Genomic DNA, 14,802 nt, shown 5'->3' with positions numbered 1-14,802 from the left:
ACATCAACGCGTCACGAGCACGAACGGAGCGACGCCGCCATACGCCGAACCGCTGCTGAACGATCGCAGGCCGAGATCGACGTCTCTGTATTTTCCGTCCGCGCGCTGCCTCAACTGATTGACGGACCAGACGCCGTCCTGCTCCAGAAGAATGGATTTCGTTTTCGGCTCGTACTGGAGATACGCCATCGACTTCGACGAACTCAGCGCGGTCGTCTTGCTTCTGCTCGTCACGTCGTAGAGGATGACCGAGCTCGGGCTGTTGGCATTGTCATCGGCGAAGAGAATTTGCTGATTGTTGATCGCCGCGATGAACTTCGGATTCTTCTCCGGCAGATCGGTCAGCACGCGCGTGAAGCCGCTCTCCAGGTCCATCTCCGTGAGATTGCCCTGTGCATTCGGCGACGCGAATCCGACGAAATACGCTTTCTTCGCATCCGGCGTGACGGTGAACTCATCGCGCGGCGCCGCCGGCGCCGAACCGGCCGGATAGCCGCCCCTGATGAAGCCGCTCGCCGATTCGATGCGCAGCACCTCCAGCCTCGTTCCCCGCTCGTTCGCGAGCGCGAAGATGTGCTCGCTGTCATTGGCGGCCGTCGCGATCTTGATGACGCTGAATTCTTTCGGCAGCACGAGCATTCTGACGAGCGTTCCCGAATCCGTATCGACGACGTGGATGATATTTTTGTTCCACAGATAGACCTGATTTCCGGTCAACGCGGGCTGAAAACCATAGCCGGTGAACGTCGTCAACATCGGACCGATGGGCGTGATGCGCACGACCTTGTTGCTCGCGGTGTCGATGGTGGCGAGATCGACGGACGTCGAATTTCGCTCCATCAGCACGTGCAGCCGCTTGCCGTCGGCGCTTGCGAACATCTGATCGACGCGCTGATAGTCGCCGCCCAGCGAAAGATCGATCGACGCCTTCACAGCGCGCGAAGGAAACTCGTAGGCGGTAATCCGCGCCGGCGCCTGCGCACGCGTCAGCGTGTACACCGTCTGAGTGGAAGGCGGCGGCCCATAGTATTTCTGCACCATGTCGATGTCGGTGGCGCTCAGCTTGCCGTCACCGTTCCATTCGGGATTGCAGTAATTCATGATCGAAGCGACATCCCACGCGCCGATCGTCGTGTCGCCGTTCGTGCCCTGCGCGGGCTCGTTGCAGGTCGAAGGCGTGTCGGGCCGGTTCTGCTCGTGCGCGAAGCCCAGCGCGTGACCGAATTCGTGCGCGGCGATGCGGCGTATGCAGTATTCTTCGCGTCCCTGGCAACTTTGACTCCAGTTCCTGAACGTGAAGTTGAGCGCCATTCCGCCGACCGCGTTGTTCAGCATCGCGCCGAGGCCGAAAGTATGCGGCCCGCTCTGCGCGCTGTCATCGACGCTGATTCGGATCCCGAAGTAATTGGGGTCATTCGTGCATTGCTGCCAGCCTGTGAAACGCACGCCCGAATGCTGTTCCCAGGTTTCCTGAACTGCGAGGCGGCTCCAGTTTCGTGCCGACGCGAAGCGCGCGAAATCCGCGTTGTTCATGTCCCAGCACACGCCGATGGGAACGCGGCTCCAGATGACGGTCGACAACGCGTAGCCCTTGGTCGTCGATTCGGTCTGTGAAGCCGGCTGTCCTGCGATGCTTTTCGTGCTCTGGCCTGAGACATCGGAGCCGGCGTCGCCGCCGCATGCACTGATCAATACTCCTGATGAAATAGCCAGGACCATCCCTCGTATCCTTCTCATTTTGTTCTCCATGTATAGAGACCACGTCAACGCATGGCGGAAGGAAATCTGTTCTCAGCGTGTCGCGTCGCTGAAATACTTATTAGGATTGTTTCCGAGAGATTCTGCCTTTCAGCAGCAGTACGTCAATAATTAATTTTCCTTATTGCCGGATAGGGAACCCTTACTGGATCAGGAGTCCAGCCGATTCCAAGTTCGCCGCGACGCCAGGCCCTTGCGGCTCAGCGTCCTTTCCACGGCACGAGCCGCTGCTCCAGCGCGCGCATGCCGAAGTCGAAAATCCACGCGATCGCGCCGATCAGCACGATGCCCATCACCACCACGTCGGTGCGCAGAAAGCTCGACGCGTTGAGCACCATCTGGCCCAGGCCGGCGGTCGCGGCGACCATTTCGGCGGCGACGAGCGTGGTCCAGCCGAAGCCCACGGCGATGCGCAGGCCCGTCAGTATTTCGGGCAGCGCGGCGGGCAGCACGACGAACCGCACGACTTGCCCGAAGTTCGCGCCGAGCGACCACGCGGCGTTCACCTGCTCGGCAGTCGCGCTCCTGACGCCGGCGCGCGCGGCCATCGCGATCGGCGCGAAGCAGGCGAGCCAGATGACGACGATCTTCGCGGTTTCATCGATACCAAAGTAGATGACGACGAGCGGTAGATACGCGAGCGGCGGCAGCGGCCGATAGAACTCGAGCGGCGGATCGAGCACGCCGCGCGCGATGCGGCTCACGCCCATCAGAACTCCGACCGGCACCGCCGTGACAACCGCGAGCGCGAACGCGCCGAACACGCGGATCGCGCTCCACAAGAGATGCTCCGAGAGCGGCAATCCGCCCTGAAGCCGTCCGTGCAACGCGTCGATGAACGCCTGCCAGACCGCCTCGGGCGAAGGCAGAAAGAGCGGCGGCAGCCAGTGGAAATGCGTGGCCGCCCACCACAATGCCGCGAGCGTCGCGACGCACAGCGCGCTGGGCAGTGCGGTCGGCCCCGCGCCCGGCATCCCGCGATAGCGCGCGCGATGCTTCGTGCGGGTGACGCGTCGCGTGGCTGGCGATGCGCTTGGGGCGTTCGGCAGCGGGACATCGTGAGCGGGCCGGTTCACGCCGCCTCCGTCTCGGTGCGATGCAGGCGGCGCGTCAGCCGCTCCCGCCATTCGATGAACGCGGGCGACGATTTGACGGCGCGCGCATCGCGGCTGCGAACGTAGTCCCGCGAGAAGGGCAGTTCGTGCACCTCTTCGATGCGGCCCGGACCTGGCGTCATCAGCACGAGGCGCGTCGCCAGAAAGAGTGCCTCTTCCACGCTGTGCGTGATGAAGAACACCGTCTTTCCGGTGCGCGCCCAAACGTCGAGCACGAGTTCCTGCACGGTTTCGCGCGTGAGGGCGTCGAGCGCGCCCATCGGTTCGTCCATCAGCAATACTTCGGGATCGCTCGCGAGCGCGCGCGCAATTCCGACGCGCTGCTGCATCCCGCCCGACAGCGCGTAGACCTTCGCGTGTTCATGTTGCGCGAGGCCGACGAGCGCGAGCGTGCGACGCGCGATCTCGCGGCGCTCGTCGCGCTTCACGCCGCGAAAACGCAAGCCAAGCGCGACGTTGTCGATGACGTTCAGCCACGGCATCAGCGCATGCTTCTGGAACACGACGCCACGCTCGGCGCCGGGCCCGTCGATCGGTTCGCCATTCAGCGACGCTTCGCCTTCGGTCGGCTCCAGGAAACCCGCGAGACAATTCAGCAGCGTGGTCTTGCCGCATCCCGATGCACCCAGCGCCACGACGAACTCGCCGCTGCCGATCTGCAAGTCGACGCCTTGCAACGCGGGCGTGCTCGCGCCTTCATACGTGACGCCGAGGTTGCGGATGGAAAGCGATGTCATTTCGCGGCCTGCTGCACGAAGCGCGGATCGACGCCCGTGGAGTAATCCGCGAGCACGTTCTGAATCGTGCCCTGCTGTTTGAGGAACTGAGCGGTTGCCGCGAGCGACTTTGCCGCCCCGGATTGCGCTCCGCCGCCGAGCCAGGTCGGCGACGCCTGCTCGCCCGCGCTCGGGAAGGCGTAGAGCGCGAGACTCGCGGGCACGTCGGCGGGATTCGCGCCGGATTCCTGCGCGACGGCCTGCACCTGTTTCGACGCGGCGGTCCAGTCGGCTTTGTGATCGCGGTATTGCGCGTCGGTATCGGCGAGCACTTTGACGAAACCGTTCAGGAACGCCGAATTGTCCTGCGCGAACTTGCGCGACGCGACGAAGCCGTCGAAGGTCGCCTTGCCCGATTCCTTCGCCACTTCGCCCGACGTGATCAGCACTTTGCCGTTCTGCTTGGCTTTGGCGAGCACCGGGTCCCAGATATACGTCGCGTCGATATTGCCGCGTTCCCACGCCGCCGCGACCTCCGGCGGACGCAGATTGACGATCTTCACCGTCGACGGATCGACGCCTGCCTGTTGCAAGGCGACGAGCGCATGAAAATGCGACGTCGACACATACGGCACGCCGAGCGTCTTGCCTTTCAGATCCGCGAGCTTGCTTACGCCCGAGCCGTTGCGCGCGACGAGCGCCTCGGCGTCGTTGATGTTGTCGAGAATCCAGAACAGCGAAAGGTCGACGCCTTGCGACAAGCCCGCCGCGATCGGGCTGGAGCCGGCTTCGCCCAACTGAATGGAGCCCGATGCGAGCGCGCGAATGACATCCGCGCCGCTGCCGAGCTTGCGATACGTGACCTTGTATCCGGTGGCTTTCTCGACGGCGCCGCTCGCCTGCGCATAACGCCAGGGCACGACCATGTCCTGATAGCCGATGACCACTTCGCGCGTTTCGGCGTGTGCTTGAACGGGCGCCATAGCAGCGAGAACGATGGATGCGATGCCGGCGATCAGCGCGCGGCGATGGATCGAAGGTTTCATGGAACGGACGAAATGATGTGGTGAAGCCTTCGACTATAGGCACTTTGCGTGCCGCGGCTACGAAGCAATCGTGCGTAGCAAATGACGCGGCGCGTGCTTCGCATATTCGCCGTGCGCCGTCATATGGTTATCGGAAGAACTGCGCTCAGGAAGACAGTTTCCCGAGTCTTCAAATGCCAAATGGATAATTCCTTATCGATAGAAATTGGATCGCCGCGGGCGGCCCCGGCGTTAGCATGAGCATCCTCTCCAACCTGTCCTTCGGTTCATTCAAGCGATGTCCAATCTTCCCCGCTTCGGCGTCTGGGCGCTCGTGCATGGCAGTCGCGCGGCGTTGCAGGATCCCGCCGAGCCCTACGATGCCTCGTGGGCGCGCAACAAGGCGCTCGTGCTAGAGGCCGAGCGCCTCGGTTACGACTCCGTGCTCGTCGCCCAGCACACGATCAATCCGCACGATCCTTCGCTCGATCAGCTCGAAGCGTGGACGGCATCGGCGGCATTGGCTGCGCTTACGTCGCGCATCGAGATCATCGCGGCGATCAAGCCTTATCTCTATCATCCGGTCGTGCTCGCGAAGATGGCGCAGCAGATCGAGCACATCAGCGGCGGACGCTTCGCGATCAACCTCGTCAATGCGTGGAATCGTCCGGAGCTGGAGCGCGCGGGCATCGGCTTCGCGGAGCATGACGAGCGCTATGCGTACGGACGCGAGTGGATCTCGGTCGTCGATGCGTTGCTGCGCGGAGAAGCCGTGAAGCATCGCGGCGACAACTTCCGGATCGACGACTATCAGTTACGGCCCGCCGATCCGTTTCGCGCGCGTCCGCGCATCTATGTCGGCGGCGAGTCGGAGCCGGCGCGCTCGCTCGTCGCGGCGCATGGCGATGTGTGGTTCATCAACGGCCAGCCGCACGACGACGTTGCGGCCCTGATCGCCGATGTCTCCGCCCGCGCGCGCCCGGCGGGGCACGAGCCTTTGCGCTTCGGCCTGTCGGCGTTCGTGATCGCGCGCGAGACGCAGGACGAAGCGCAGGCTCATCTCGAACATCTGTTCGCGCTGGCGGAACTCGACAAGCCGCTGCGCGAACGGCAAAAGGCCAATACCGATCCGAACGCGGTGATGCACCAGACCTTTGCGCGATCGGCGCGCGTCGGGTCGAACGGCGGCACGGCCGCGGACCTCGTCGGCGATTACGACACGGTCGCGCGGCGCATCGTCGACTTTCATCGCGCGGGCATCGAACTCTTCATGCTGCAATTCCAGCCCTTCGAGGCCGACATGGCCCGCTTCGCGCACGAAGTCGTGCCGCGCGTGCGACGTCTGCTCGACTAAGAAAGCGCGCCGTCCCGTCCGCCTTCGACAAGGGACGGCGCGCGCGATCAGAAGAACGCGCCCGTGGGCGGCAATTGCCCGGTCAGCAGGTTCTGTCCGAGAAAGCGTTCCTTGTAGACGCGCGGATTGTGCGACGCGATCACCTTGATGTTGCGCCAGTGCCGGTCCAGCGCGCCGACGCGCGACACGACGGAGCCCGAGCCGAGATCGATCAGCCAACTTGCGATCTGCGGGGCGAGATCGTCGATCACGACCTTGGCTTCCGATGCCGCGAGCGTGGCCGCGAGCGTCGCCTCGTATTCGTCGCGTGTGCCGTGTCGATCCCATGCGCGCTGCAACGCGCCGGCCGCGCGATCCGCGATCGCTTCGACGCTCGCCGAATACGCGCGGATACGGCCGAGCAGCGATTGCAGCACGGGTTCATCGACGGGATGCGCGGCTTCACCGTGATAGAAGTTGCGTCCCCGCGCGCGCAGCACGTCGACGGCGTCCAGCGCCACGCGCCGCACGATGCCCGCGATGCAGTTGGTGAGATAAACCTGATGAAACGTAAAGCCCCAGGGCGCGGCTTCATCGGACTTCGGCGGATCGGGCGGATAAAGCTGCGCGGCTGGAACCGTCACATCGCGAAACCGCGCCGTTCCCGAACCTGTGAGGCGCTGGCCGAAGCCTTGCCAGTCATCGTCGTCGTCGACGCCCGCGCCGCGTTCCAGCACGTACTGCACGGTGCGGCCCGCGCGGCTTTCCACGGCGAGGCCGGTGAACGCGTCGTTATACAGATTGCCCGTCGCGTAGATCTTGTCGCCGGAGCCGACGTACACGTCGCGCGACGCATCCCATTCGAGCCGACTGAGGACTTTGGTCGGGCGCGCGCCGGCGGCGACCACGTCGCTGTCGACGAAGCTCAGGCCGATGGTCTTCTTCTGCGCGGTCAGCTCCAGCACGCGCGTATGGAACGGTTGCTCGCGTCTCCGGAGCGCGGCTTCCACTTGCCACAGATGATTGCGAAACGCGTGGGCGATGTTCGAATCCGCCGCGGCGAGATCGCGTGCGACGATGAAAAGCCCGTTCAGCGAAACGCCGCTTCCGCCTGCATCGACGGGAAGACGCAGCGCGCCGAAGCCGAGCGCCTTGAGCTTTGCAATCTCTTCGTGCGGCAGCCGGTGCCCGCGTTCGCGCTCGGCGGCAGTCGCGGCGATGTCACCGATGATCTCCGAAAAGCCGAGCGCGGCGGACAGCGGGGAGACGAGCGTCGGTCCGGCGCTCGTCGGATAGTTGACGTCAGACATTCGTGCGCTCCTCGATTCACACCTTGATGCTGTAATCCGCGACCTTGATGCGCGAGTTGATGATCTTGCGCTCGGCCAGCCAGTCGGCGGCGCGCTGAAATTGCGCGATGAAAGCGGCATCGTCGGGCTCGTGAAACTGATTGACGCGCTTGAGGCTTGCGAGATAGTCGCGCACCTGATCCGGATATTTGCCCTCGCGCTGCACGAGCAATTCGGCTTCGGCGGAATGCGCCGACTGCCACGCGCCTTCCACGTAATACGCATCGATCACCGCGCGGATCAGCTCGGAATTCTCCTCGGTGAACTTGCGGCGCGTGACGAGCGAGCTGTAATCGATCAGAAAATCCAGATCGCGGCCTTCGTTGAAGATGTCTTTCGCGTCGTTCGAGAAGCGCGAGATGTCGACGCCGGGCGACCACATCGACCAAGCGTCGACTTTGCCTTGCGCGAAGGCGGGCGCCGCGTCGGGCGGATTCAGATAGACGAACTGGACCTTGTCGCGATCGACGCGATGCTTCTCCAGCGCGGCGATCAACAGGAATTCGCCAAGCCCCGACCGGTTGACGGCGACCTTGCGGCCCGCGAGATCGGCGACGGATTCGATGCCGCTCGACTTCTTCGCGATGATGGCCGTCGAGCGCGGCGAATAGATGTCGAACGCGGTGAAGACGATCGGCGAGCCGGCGAGCATCGCGGCGAGTGCGGGAGTCGTCGATCCCCAGAATCCGAAGTCGGCGCTGCCGCCGACCACGGCCTGTATCGAAGGCGCATGGTTCGGGAAAGGGCCGACCCATTCGACCTTGATGCCTTTCGCGGCGAGCGTCTTCTCGAACACGCCGCGCTGCTTCGCGATGTCGGGCAGGCTGCCGTAACCCCAGCCGATGCGGACCGTATCGGTGTTGCGCGTCAGCTTGCGCGGCTCGGCCGCGCGTGCCGGGAACAATCCGCCGGTCGCGGCGCCGGCCAGGAGGCCTCCCGCCGCGCGCAGCAACCGGCGGCGGCTCAGCGATGAGTCGTTCATGCTCGTCCTTCTTGTCTTATGGAAAAGTGATCAGTGAGACCGGACGCCGAGTTCCGCGAGCAGGGCGGGGCGCAGTGCCTGCGGCGCGTGTTCGCCGGGTTCGAATGACGCCGCGATGCGTCCGGCGCGCATGACGAGAATCCTGTCGGCGAGCGTGAGCGCTTCGTCGACGTCATGCGTGACGATCAGCACGCCTGGCCGATGCAGCGCGACGAGTTCCTTGACGAGACCGTGCATGCGGATGCGCGTGAGCGCATCCAGCGCGGCGAACGGCTCGTCGAGCAGCAGCAGCGCGGGATCGTGGATGAGCGCCCGCGCCAGCGCCACGCGCTGCGCCTGACCGCCTGACAGATTGCGCGGCCAGTCGTCCTCGCGGCCGGCGAGTCCGACTTCGGCCAGCGCGCGCGCCGCGCCCGTCCGGCCAATCGTATTCTCGTAGCCGAGCGCGACGTTCTGCCATAACGTCGACCAGGGCAGCAGGCGATGCTCCTGAAACACGACGGACGGACGTTCCGGCGCGCGGATCGACCCGGCGTCGGGGGAATCGAGCCCCGCGAGCGCGCGTAGCAGCGTTGTCTTGCCGCATCCGCTTTCGCCGAGCAGCGCGACGAATTCGCCTTTGCGAATATCGAGGTCCAGTGCATCGATGACGACGCGGCTGCCATAGCGTCTTTGCAGTCCGCGCACGGACACCGCCAGCGCCGGCGAACCGACGCGCGCGTCGCGGCGCGTAACGATGGCCGTCATGTGCGCGCCCCTTTCGCGTAGTTCGCGTGCCACGAGAGATAGCGGGCTTCGAGCAGGCGCACGAGCGCATCCGCGACGACGCCGATGATCGCGTAGATGATGATGGTGAGCAGAATGACGTTGGTGTTCAGGAATTCGCGGGCGTCCATCGCGAGGAACCCGATGCCTTTCGTCGTGGCCAGCGTCTCGGCGATGACGAGCGCGAGCCACGCGTGGGCGAGCGCGTAACGCACGCCGGTGAGGATCGACGGCATTGCGCCGGGAAGGATGATTCGTCGCACGATCGCCGTTCGGTTCAGGCCGATCACGCGGGCGAGTTCCATCAGTTTCGAATCGATCTGGCGAATGCCGAGCATCGTGTTGATGTAGATCGGGAAGAGCACCGCGAGCGCGACCATAAAGATCTTGGCGATTTCGCCGACGCCGAACCAGACGATGACGAGCGGCAGCATCGCCAGGAAAGGAATGGCGCGCACCATCTGGATCGAGCGGTCGAGGAGCGCTTGCGCGAGCGGCGAGAATCCGACGGCGATGCCGAGCGCGAGCCCGATCGTTCCGCCGATGACGAAGCCTCCCGCGGCGCGCAGCAGCGACACGCCCAGGTGCACGAAGAGTTCGCCGTTTTGCGCCATGTGGACGGCCGTTTCGAAGACGCTGCTCGGTGCCGGGAGGACCTGCGGCGCGATCAGTCCGAGGCGCGCCGCGATTTCCCATAGCAGCACCACGATTGCGGGGATGGTCCAGGAGAGCCATCGGTAGAGCACGTCTTTGGAAATCAGCGCGCGAGACGCGTGTCCCGAGCGATAGGTGTCGCGCGTGGATGTCAGGTCAGCCATCTTGTCGGCTCGTCGTGAATTCGAGCCTGTAATTAGAAAGCTTCGGAATGCACGCAACAAACGTTTTATTGTGCTTTGCTTTTCACGCTTCACCGCGTTAGGGCATACGCATTGCTTACTACGAGAGACGCGCTTGCAAACCTCTTTCGCTTATGCCCGCCGCATGAATCAATATGACCTCGTCAGCGCCATTCAATGTCTGCAACAAGAGCTCGACACGTCGCTTTTGAGCGACAAACAGTGCGCGGTTCGGATTTACACGCTGATTAAACAGATCGAAGCCGCCTCGATAATGGACGATCGCCTGAAACACGATCTGATGATGGTCGAATTTCTTCTGGTATTGAAACGGCGGCAGCAAGCACTCGATCGGCTCAAGAGCGCGGTGGTAGCCACGTATCTGCGCGCATGATCGGAATTGTCTAGTGGTCCGTGGCGGGGGGAGGCTTCTACAGTGTGGCTTCCCACAACGTCCGATGGAGAGTGACCATGGAATCCAGAATGAACGTCTCGGTCAATGACCACGGTCATGCAGTCATCACGTATTCGATGCCGCTGAGCGACTACTGCGCTCAACGAGCAAAAACGCTGCGCGCAATGGTGCAAGTCGTCAGCCATGCAAAAGAAACCGAGGACAGCGCCGCGCTCGTCAAGCCGCTCATGGAACTGATCCGCGTGCACGTCGACGAAATCGAGCCGCTATTCAAGTCGCTCGATCAGCGCGCATACGAAAAGGGATTCGAAGACGGGCGAGACGTCGGATTCCCGAAGAGCAAGAATCCGCACGAAATCGCCAAAGTACCGGCGGATAACGTCGCCGCAGTCAGACCCGCACGGTCAACTGCGTGACGCTCATGCTTTCGCCGCAATAGTCGGGCGCGGCATCGGAAGAAACGGCGGCGTCGCGATAAGCGGCGATGCGCGCCGAGACGATCCCTGTCGCGCCGGAAAGCACGCGCTCGCATACGCGTTCGAACTCGCCCGCGCCCTCGCGCAAGCTCACGAGGCCCGCCGCGCCTGCGCGCTGCGTCTCGGCGAGCGCGTGGGCGTTGGTTCCGTCGGTGAAAACGACGACCGGCGTAGCCGGACACGCCGCGCGCATCTCCCGCAAAAACGCGAAGTCGTCAGCCGGCGAGCCTTCCATGCCGCAACTCAGCACGATTACGTCGTAGCTCGTCGTCTTCAGCCTCGCGAGCAATTTATCGGCGTTCCTGACGCACGCCGACACCCGAAACCGGTCACTCGACTCGAACCAGCTTTGCAGCCCATATAAAACGACGGGGCGATCGTCGGCAAAGACGATCTCGATTTTGCTTTTGCGCTTCATTCTTTTAGACCGGCCTCGACGGACAATGCACACGATGTCCGGGTTGGAATTTCTTCGAGCGCGCACGTTAGCAAATCGGCAGCGTTCACGCTGCGGCGCACAACAAAATTTCTCGATTCATGGTCGATCCGTAGCGCTGCCGTTCGTCGTGGAAGTAGCCGGCGCTGCAAATGTCGCGATCGCTGCGCCGCGTCCGCAATCCGCTCGACTATCTGGAGACAGCCCGATGAGCCTGCAACTCTATGCACATCCCTTTTCGTCTTACTGTCAGAAAGTTCTGGTGGCGCTGTATGAGAACGGCACGCCGTTCGAATGGCGCGCGCTGACACCCGAAACGCCGCATTCGATGGCCGAACTCGCCGAAATCTGGCCGATGAAGCGCTTTCCCGTGCTCGTCGACGACGGCAGCCCGGTGATCGAATCGACGGTCATCATCGAATATCTCGGGCTGTATCACGCCGGCCCGGTGCGCCTCGTTCCCGACGATCCGCGCGCCGCGCTCGAAACGCGCTGGATGGATCGTTTCTTCGACAACTACGTGTCCACGCCGCAGCAGAAGATCGTTTTCGACGCGATGCGCGATCCGCACGAGCGCGACGCGCGCGGCGTCGCCGATGCCCGCGCGATGCTCGACACGTCGTACGCGTTTCTCGATCGCAAGATGTCCGCGCGCGAATGGGCGGCGGGCGACGCGTTCAGCCTCGCGGATTGCGGCGCCGCGCCGTTCCTGTTCTATGCGGACTGGTGTCATCGCATCGCGGAGCGGTATTCGAACGTGATCGCGTATCGCAAGCGGCTGCTCGCGCGGCCGTCGTTCGCGCGCGCCGTCGACGAAGCGCGGCCTTACCGGTCGCTGTTTCCGCTCGGCGCGCCGGACCGCGACTGAATCGCCCATTCTGAAAGGAGATCGGATATGAGCACGACCACGAACTACATTCCCGCCGATGAACTCGCGCAGCGCGCGACGATGAGATTTCCCAACGAAAGCGCCGAATATCGCCGGGCGCGCACCGCGTTGCTGGCCGAGGAAATCGACTTGCGCCGGCATATCGAGCGCGTCGCGCAGATGCGTCGCGCGTTGCCGCCCGGCGGCGAAGTGACGGGCGATTATCGATTCGACGGCGAGCGTGGCGCGGTTGATTTCGCCGGGCTCTTCGGCGACAAGGACACGCTCGTCACGTATAGCTACATGTTCGGGCCGCAGCGCGAGCGGCCGTGTCCGATGTGCACGTCGCTCTTGTCGGCGTGGGACGGCGAGGCGCGCGATATCGAGCAGCGCGTGGCGCTCGCGGTGATCGCGCGTTCGCCGCTCGCGAAACTCGTCGCGTTCAAGAAGGAGCGCGGCTGGCGCGACCTGCGGCTTTTCTCCGATACGAACGGCAATTTCAGCCGCGACTATCACGCGATATCGAAGGAAGGCGGCGACGATCCCGCGCTCAACGTCTTCACGCGGCGTGACGGCGTGATCCGTCATTTCTGGAGCGGCGAGATGGATTTTTCGACCGCCGATCCGAACGAGGATCCGCGCGGCGCGCCCGATCTGATGCCGCTCTGGACCGTGTTCGACATGACGCCCGAGGGACGCGGGACGAACTGGTATCCGAAGCTGGATTACGGGCCGCGTGACTGAGCCGGTCGCTGCCGGAGGAAATCGACGAGGACGGATACAATGCCGCGGCGCGCTTTCCAACGCGCTTCCGGCCGAGTCATCCGATCCAAGTCATGAACAATTCGCCCCGGGCCTTCCTGCTGGGCCCGCTTCTCAAGAGCGTGTCGCGGTCGTTTTATCTCACGCTGCGCATTTTGCCGGCGGGCATGCGCGACCCCATCGGGCTCGCGTATCTGCTTGCGCGCGCCGCCGATACGATCGCGGATACATCGCTGATTTCGCCGCAGCGTCGGCTGGAATTGCTGCTCTCGCTGCGCGCGCAAATCAACGGTGCGCCCGACGACGGCGCGCTCGCGCGCATCGCGGGTGAGGTCGCGGGGCAGCAGGCGCAGCCGGACGAACGCGCGCTGCTCGAATCGCTCGATGCGGCGCTCGCGATCCTGCCGCAATTGAACGCCGACGACCGGGCCGCCGTGCGCGACATCGTCACGACGCTTTCCACCGGCATGGAGTTCGATCTGCGCACGTTTCCCGACGAAACATCGGGCGAGATCGTCGCGTTGCGGGAATTCGGCGAACTGGATCGCTATACGTATCTCGTCGCGGGTTGCGTCGGCGAATTCTGGACGAAGATGACGTACGCGCATATGCCCGGCACGCTGAAAGCCGCGCCCGACACGATGCTCGCGCTCGGCGTGCGCTTCGGCAAGGCGCTGCAGATGACCAACGTGCTGCGCGACTGCGCGAAGGATTTGCGCATCGGCCGATGCTATCTGCCCGAATCGATGCTCGCGCGGCATGGCCTCACGCCGCAAGATGTGTTGCGGCCCGAAACGTCGGCGCGCGCGCGGCCCGTGCTTTTCGAATTGCTGCGCACGTCGCTCGCGCTGTTTGAAGACGCCGTCGATTACACGCTCGCGATTCCGGCGAGCGCGATCCGTCTGCGTCTCGCGTGTCTCTGGCCGATCATGATCGGCCTCGATACGCTCGTCCTGCTCGCGCGCAACGAAGCGTGGCTCGATCCGCGGAAGGTCTCGAAGGTGCGCCGCAACGACGTGTACCGGATCATGGCGGCGTCGTTGCCGATGGTCGTATCGAACGGCATGTTGCGCGCGTGGACCGCGCGCCGTGTTCAGGCAATCCAAGCCGAGATCAGCGCCGCAACTCGGCCATGATGCGTTCGGCGAGAAAGTCGCACGGCGGCCGTTTCGACGCCGCGCTGCGCGCCAGAACCACTTCGAGCGTGCCAATATCGGGCAGGCCTTGCGCCGGCCCGAGCAGCGTGAAATGCGCCGGCACCGCGCATTTCGCGAGCGGCGTCACGGCGAGACCGGCTTCGGCCATCGTCAGCAGACCGAGCAGGCTCGGACTTTCATACGACGTGCGATAGCCGATGCGCGCGCGCTCCAGGCTGCGGATCGCGTTTTCGCGCGCGACGCTGCCCGGCAAAAACACGGCGATGGGCAAGGGCCGCTCCTTCCAGATCTCGGTGCCGGGCGCGGCGGCCCAGACCATCGGCTCGTGGCGGAGAAATTCGCCCGACAAACCCTTCACGCGCGTCGCGCAGACAAGATCGACCGAGCCGTCTTTCACCATCGGCGCGAGCGCGACGCTCGGCAGGCCGACCACCTGAATCTCGACTTTCGGATACGTCGCCGAGAATTTCTTGAGGATCGGCGGAAAAAGCGACGACGCGTAATCGTCCGGCACGCCGATCACCACGCGTCCCGTCACGTCCGGCCGTACGACCGCCGCCCATGCCTCGTCGCGCAGCGCGATCATGCGCCGCGCGTAGGTGAGGAGCACTTCGCCGTCCTGCGTCGGCACCACGCTGCGCGGCTTGCGCACGAACAGCGCCTTGCCCAGCGCGGTTTCCAGCGTCTTGATCTGCATGCTGACCGCCGACTGCGAGCGATGCACGAGCTCCGCCGCGCGGCTGATGTTGCCGGTATCCGCGACGGCGATGATCATCGAAAGGACGTCCAGATCGAGCGCTTTCATGGTG

At 64.0% G+C, this 14,802-nt stretch carries 16 protein-coding genes; 6 read left to right on the top strand and 10 right to left on the bottom strand.

What is annotated here, in order from left to right; all coding sequences use genetic code 11:
* Window positions 1-3 precede the first annotated feature (3 nt).
* From LDZ23_RS23535 to tauA, 4 genes are all read right to left on the bottom strand, one after another.
* Complete coding sequence (locus LDZ23_RS23535) at window positions 4-1,692, bottom strand: ATPase (protein WP_008349013.1); 1,689 nt, start codon at window positions 1,690-1,692, stop codon at window positions 4-6.
* A 266-nt stretch (window positions 1,693-1,958) separates the two neighbouring features.
* The gene (locus tag LDZ23_RS23530; protein WP_008349012.1) at window positions 1,959-2,834 is read right to left on the bottom strand and encodes an ABC transporter permease subunit; all 876 of its coding nucleotides are present in this window, start codon (window positions 2,832-2,834) and stop codon (window positions 1,959-1,961) included.
* Window positions 2,831-3,610, bottom strand: coding sequence for a taurine ABC transporter ATP-binding protein (locus LDZ23_RS23525; RefSeq protein ID WP_008349010.1), 780 nt, complete (start codon window positions 3,608-3,610; stop codon window positions 2,831-2,833). Before LDZ23_RS23525 ends, LDZ23_RS23530 begins: the two co-directional genes overlap by 4 nt.
* Complete coding sequence (gene tauA / locus LDZ23_RS23520) at window positions 3,607-4,635, bottom strand: taurine ABC transporter substrate-binding protein (RefSeq protein ID WP_008349008.1); 1,029 nt, start codon at window positions 4,633-4,635, stop codon at window positions 3,607-3,609. The genes LDZ23_RS23525 and tauA overlap by 4 nt, the downstream gene beginning before the upstream one ends.
* 277 nt (window positions 4,636-4,912) lie before the next feature.
* Between tauA and LDZ23_RS23515 the strand changes: the two genes are divergently transcribed.
* Entirely contained in the window at window positions 4,913-5,968 is a 1,056-nt protein-coding gene (locus LDZ23_RS23515) for an LLM class flavin-dependent oxidoreductase (protein ID WP_008349006.1), read from the top strand.
* Between the two features lie 47 nt (window positions 5,969-6,015).
* Here LDZ23_RS23515 and LDZ23_RS23510 read toward each other — a convergent pair whose 3' ends face one another.
* Genes LDZ23_RS23510 through LDZ23_RS23495 form a run of 4 tightly spaced genes read right to left on the bottom strand, consistent with a single transcriptional unit; the run spans window position 6,016 to window position 9,861 of the window.
* Complete coding sequence (locus LDZ23_RS23510) at window positions 6,016-7,257, bottom strand: acyl-CoA dehydrogenase family protein (protein ID WP_008349004.1); 1,242 nt, start codon at window positions 7,255-7,257, stop codon at window positions 6,016-6,018.
* A 16-nt stretch (window positions 7,258-7,273) separates the two neighbouring features.
* Window positions 7,274-8,278 carry an NrtA/SsuA/CpmA family ABC transporter substrate-binding protein gene (locus LDZ23_RS23505; RefSeq protein ID WP_033536495.1) on the bottom strand — a complete coding sequence of 335 codons (1,005 nt, stop codon included), beginning with the start codon at window positions 8,276-8,278 and terminating at the stop codon, window positions 7,274-7,276.
* A 30-nt stretch (window positions 8,279-8,308) separates the two neighbouring features.
* Window positions 8,309-9,025 (bottom strand): ABC transporter ATP-binding protein, encoded by a 717-nt coding sequence (locus LDZ23_RS23500; RefSeq protein WP_008349001.1) that lies wholly within the window; start codon window positions 9,023-9,025, stop codon window positions 8,309-8,311.
* The gene (locus LDZ23_RS23495; RefSeq protein WP_008348998.1) at window positions 9,022-9,861 is read right to left on the bottom strand and encodes an ABC transporter permease subunit; all 840 of its coding nucleotides are present in this window, start codon (window positions 9,859-9,861) and stop codon (window positions 9,022-9,024) included. Before LDZ23_RS23495 ends, LDZ23_RS23500 begins: the two co-directional genes overlap by 4 nt.
* 133 nt (window positions 9,862-9,994) lie before the next feature.
* On the opposite strand from LDZ23_RS23495, the gene LDZ23_RS23490 reads away from it, so the two are divergent.
* Together LDZ23_RS23490 and LDZ23_RS23485 are read left to right on the top strand one after the other, a co-directional pair.
* Window positions 9,995-10,273, top strand: a complete 279-nt coding sequence (locus LDZ23_RS23490; RefSeq protein ID WP_008348996.1) for a hypothetical protein — start codon at window positions 9,995-9,997, stop codon at window positions 10,271-10,273.
* A 77-nt stretch (window positions 10,274-10,350) separates the two neighbouring features.
* Entirely contained in the window at window positions 10,351-10,710 is a 360-nt protein-coding gene (locus LDZ23_RS23485) for a hypothetical protein (RefSeq protein WP_144403726.1), read from the top strand.
* Here LDZ23_RS23485 and LDZ23_RS23480 read toward each other — a convergent pair.
* On the bottom strand, window positions 10,685-11,188 hold the full coding sequence (locus LDZ23_RS23480; RefSeq protein WP_008348992.1) for a response regulator: 504 nt from the start codon (window positions 11,186-11,188) through the stop codon (window positions 10,685-10,687). The two genes, LDZ23_RS23485 and LDZ23_RS23480, sit on opposite strands and share 26 nt — an antisense overlap.
* A gap of 226 nt (window positions 11,189-11,414) precedes the next feature.
* On the opposite strand from LDZ23_RS23480, the gene LDZ23_RS23475 reads away from it, so the two are divergent.
* The 3 genes from LDZ23_RS23475 (at window position 11,415) to LDZ23_RS23465 (ending at window position 13,972) form a co-directional block, all read left to right on the top strand.
* Window positions 11,415-12,074 (top strand): glutathione S-transferase family protein, encoded by a 660-nt coding sequence (locus LDZ23_RS23475; RefSeq protein WP_008348990.1) that lies wholly within the window; start codon window positions 11,415-11,417, stop codon window positions 12,072-12,074.
* A 27-nt stretch (window positions 12,075-12,101) separates the two neighbouring features.
* Window positions 12,102-12,818 carry a DUF899 family protein gene (locus LDZ23_RS23470; RefSeq protein ID WP_008348988.1) on the top strand — a complete coding sequence of 239 codons (717 nt, stop codon included), beginning with the start codon at window positions 12,102-12,104 and terminating at the stop codon, window positions 12,816-12,818.
* Window positions 12,819-12,910: 92 nt separating this feature from the next.
* Window positions 12,911-13,972 (top strand): phytoene/squalene synthase family protein, encoded by a 1,062-nt coding sequence (locus LDZ23_RS23465; RefSeq protein ID WP_008348985.1) that lies wholly within the window; start codon window positions 12,911-12,913, stop codon window positions 13,970-13,972.
* On the opposite strand, the gene LDZ23_RS23460 is transcribed toward LDZ23_RS23465, so the two are convergent.
* The gene (locus LDZ23_RS23460) at window positions 13,950-14,798 is read right to left on the bottom strand and encodes a LysR substrate-binding domain-containing protein (RefSeq protein WP_008348983.1); all 849 of its coding nucleotides are present in this window, start codon (window positions 14,796-14,798) and stop codon (window positions 13,950-13,952) included. The two genes, LDZ23_RS23465 and LDZ23_RS23460, sit on opposite strands and share 23 nt — an antisense overlap.
* Window positions 14,799-14,802 lie beyond the last annotated feature (4 nt).

This window comes from Caballeronia zhejiangensis (genome assembly GCF_022879815.1).
In the GTDB taxonomy this organism is placed as follows: Bacteria; Pseudomonadota; Gammaproteobacteria; order Burkholderiales; family Burkholderiaceae; genus Caballeronia; species Caballeronia zhejiangensis.
The sequence above is the reverse complement of the archived record's forward strand: the minus strand, read 5'-3'. Positions and strand labels throughout refer to the sequence as shown.

Excerpts from the sequence above, each read along its gene's own strand:
- LDZ23_RS23525 (WP_008349010.1), bottom strand. The coding sequence starts at position 3,610 with ATGACATCGCTTTCCATCCGCAACCTCGGCGTCACGTATGAAGGCGCG.
- tauA (WP_008349008.1), bottom strand. The coding sequence starts at position 4,635 with ATGAAACCTTCGATCCATCGCCGCGCGCTGATCGCCGGCATCGCATCC.
- LDZ23_RS23515 (WP_008349006.1), top strand. The coding sequence starts at position 4,913 with ATGTCCAATCTTCCCCGCTTCGGCGTCTGGGCGCTCGTGCATGGCAGT.
- LDZ23_RS23510 (WP_008349004.1), bottom strand. The coding sequence starts at position 7,257 with ATGTCTGACGTCAACTATCCGACGAGCGCCGGACCGACGCTCGTCTCC.
- LDZ23_RS23505 (WP_033536495.1), bottom strand. The coding sequence starts at position 8,278 with ATGAACGACTCATCGCTGAGCCGCCGCCGGTTGCTGCGCGCGGCGGGA.
- LDZ23_RS23500 (WP_008349001.1), bottom strand. The coding sequence starts at position 9,025 with ATGACGGCCATCGTTACGCGCCGCGACGCGCGCGTCGGTTCGCCGGCG.
- LDZ23_RS23495 (WP_008348998.1), bottom strand. The coding sequence starts at position 9,861 with ATGGCTGACCTGACATCCACGCGCGACACCTATCGCTCGGGACACGCG.
- LDZ23_RS23485 (WP_144403726.1), top strand. The coding sequence starts at position 10,351 with ATGGAATCCAGAATGAACGTCTCGGTCAATGACCACGGTCATGCAGTC.
- LDZ23_RS23480 (WP_008348992.1), bottom strand. The coding sequence starts at position 11,188 with ATGAAGCGCAAAAGCAAAATCGAGATCGTCTTTGCCGACGATCGCCCC.
- LDZ23_RS23475 (WP_008348990.1), top strand. The coding sequence starts at position 11,415 with ATGAGCCTGCAACTCTATGCACATCCCTTTTCGTCTTACTGTCAGAAA.
- LDZ23_RS23470 (WP_008348988.1), top strand. The coding sequence starts at position 12,102 with ATGAGCACGACCACGAACTACATTCCCGCCGATGAACTCGCGCAGCGC.
- LDZ23_RS23465 (WP_008348985.1), top strand. The coding sequence starts at position 12,911 with ATGAACAATTCGCCCCGGGCCTTCCTGCTGGGCCCGCTTCTCAAGAGC.
- LDZ23_RS23460 (WP_008348983.1), bottom strand. The coding sequence starts at position 14,798 with ATGAAAGCGCTCGATCTGGACGTCCTTTCGATGATCATCGCCGTCGCG.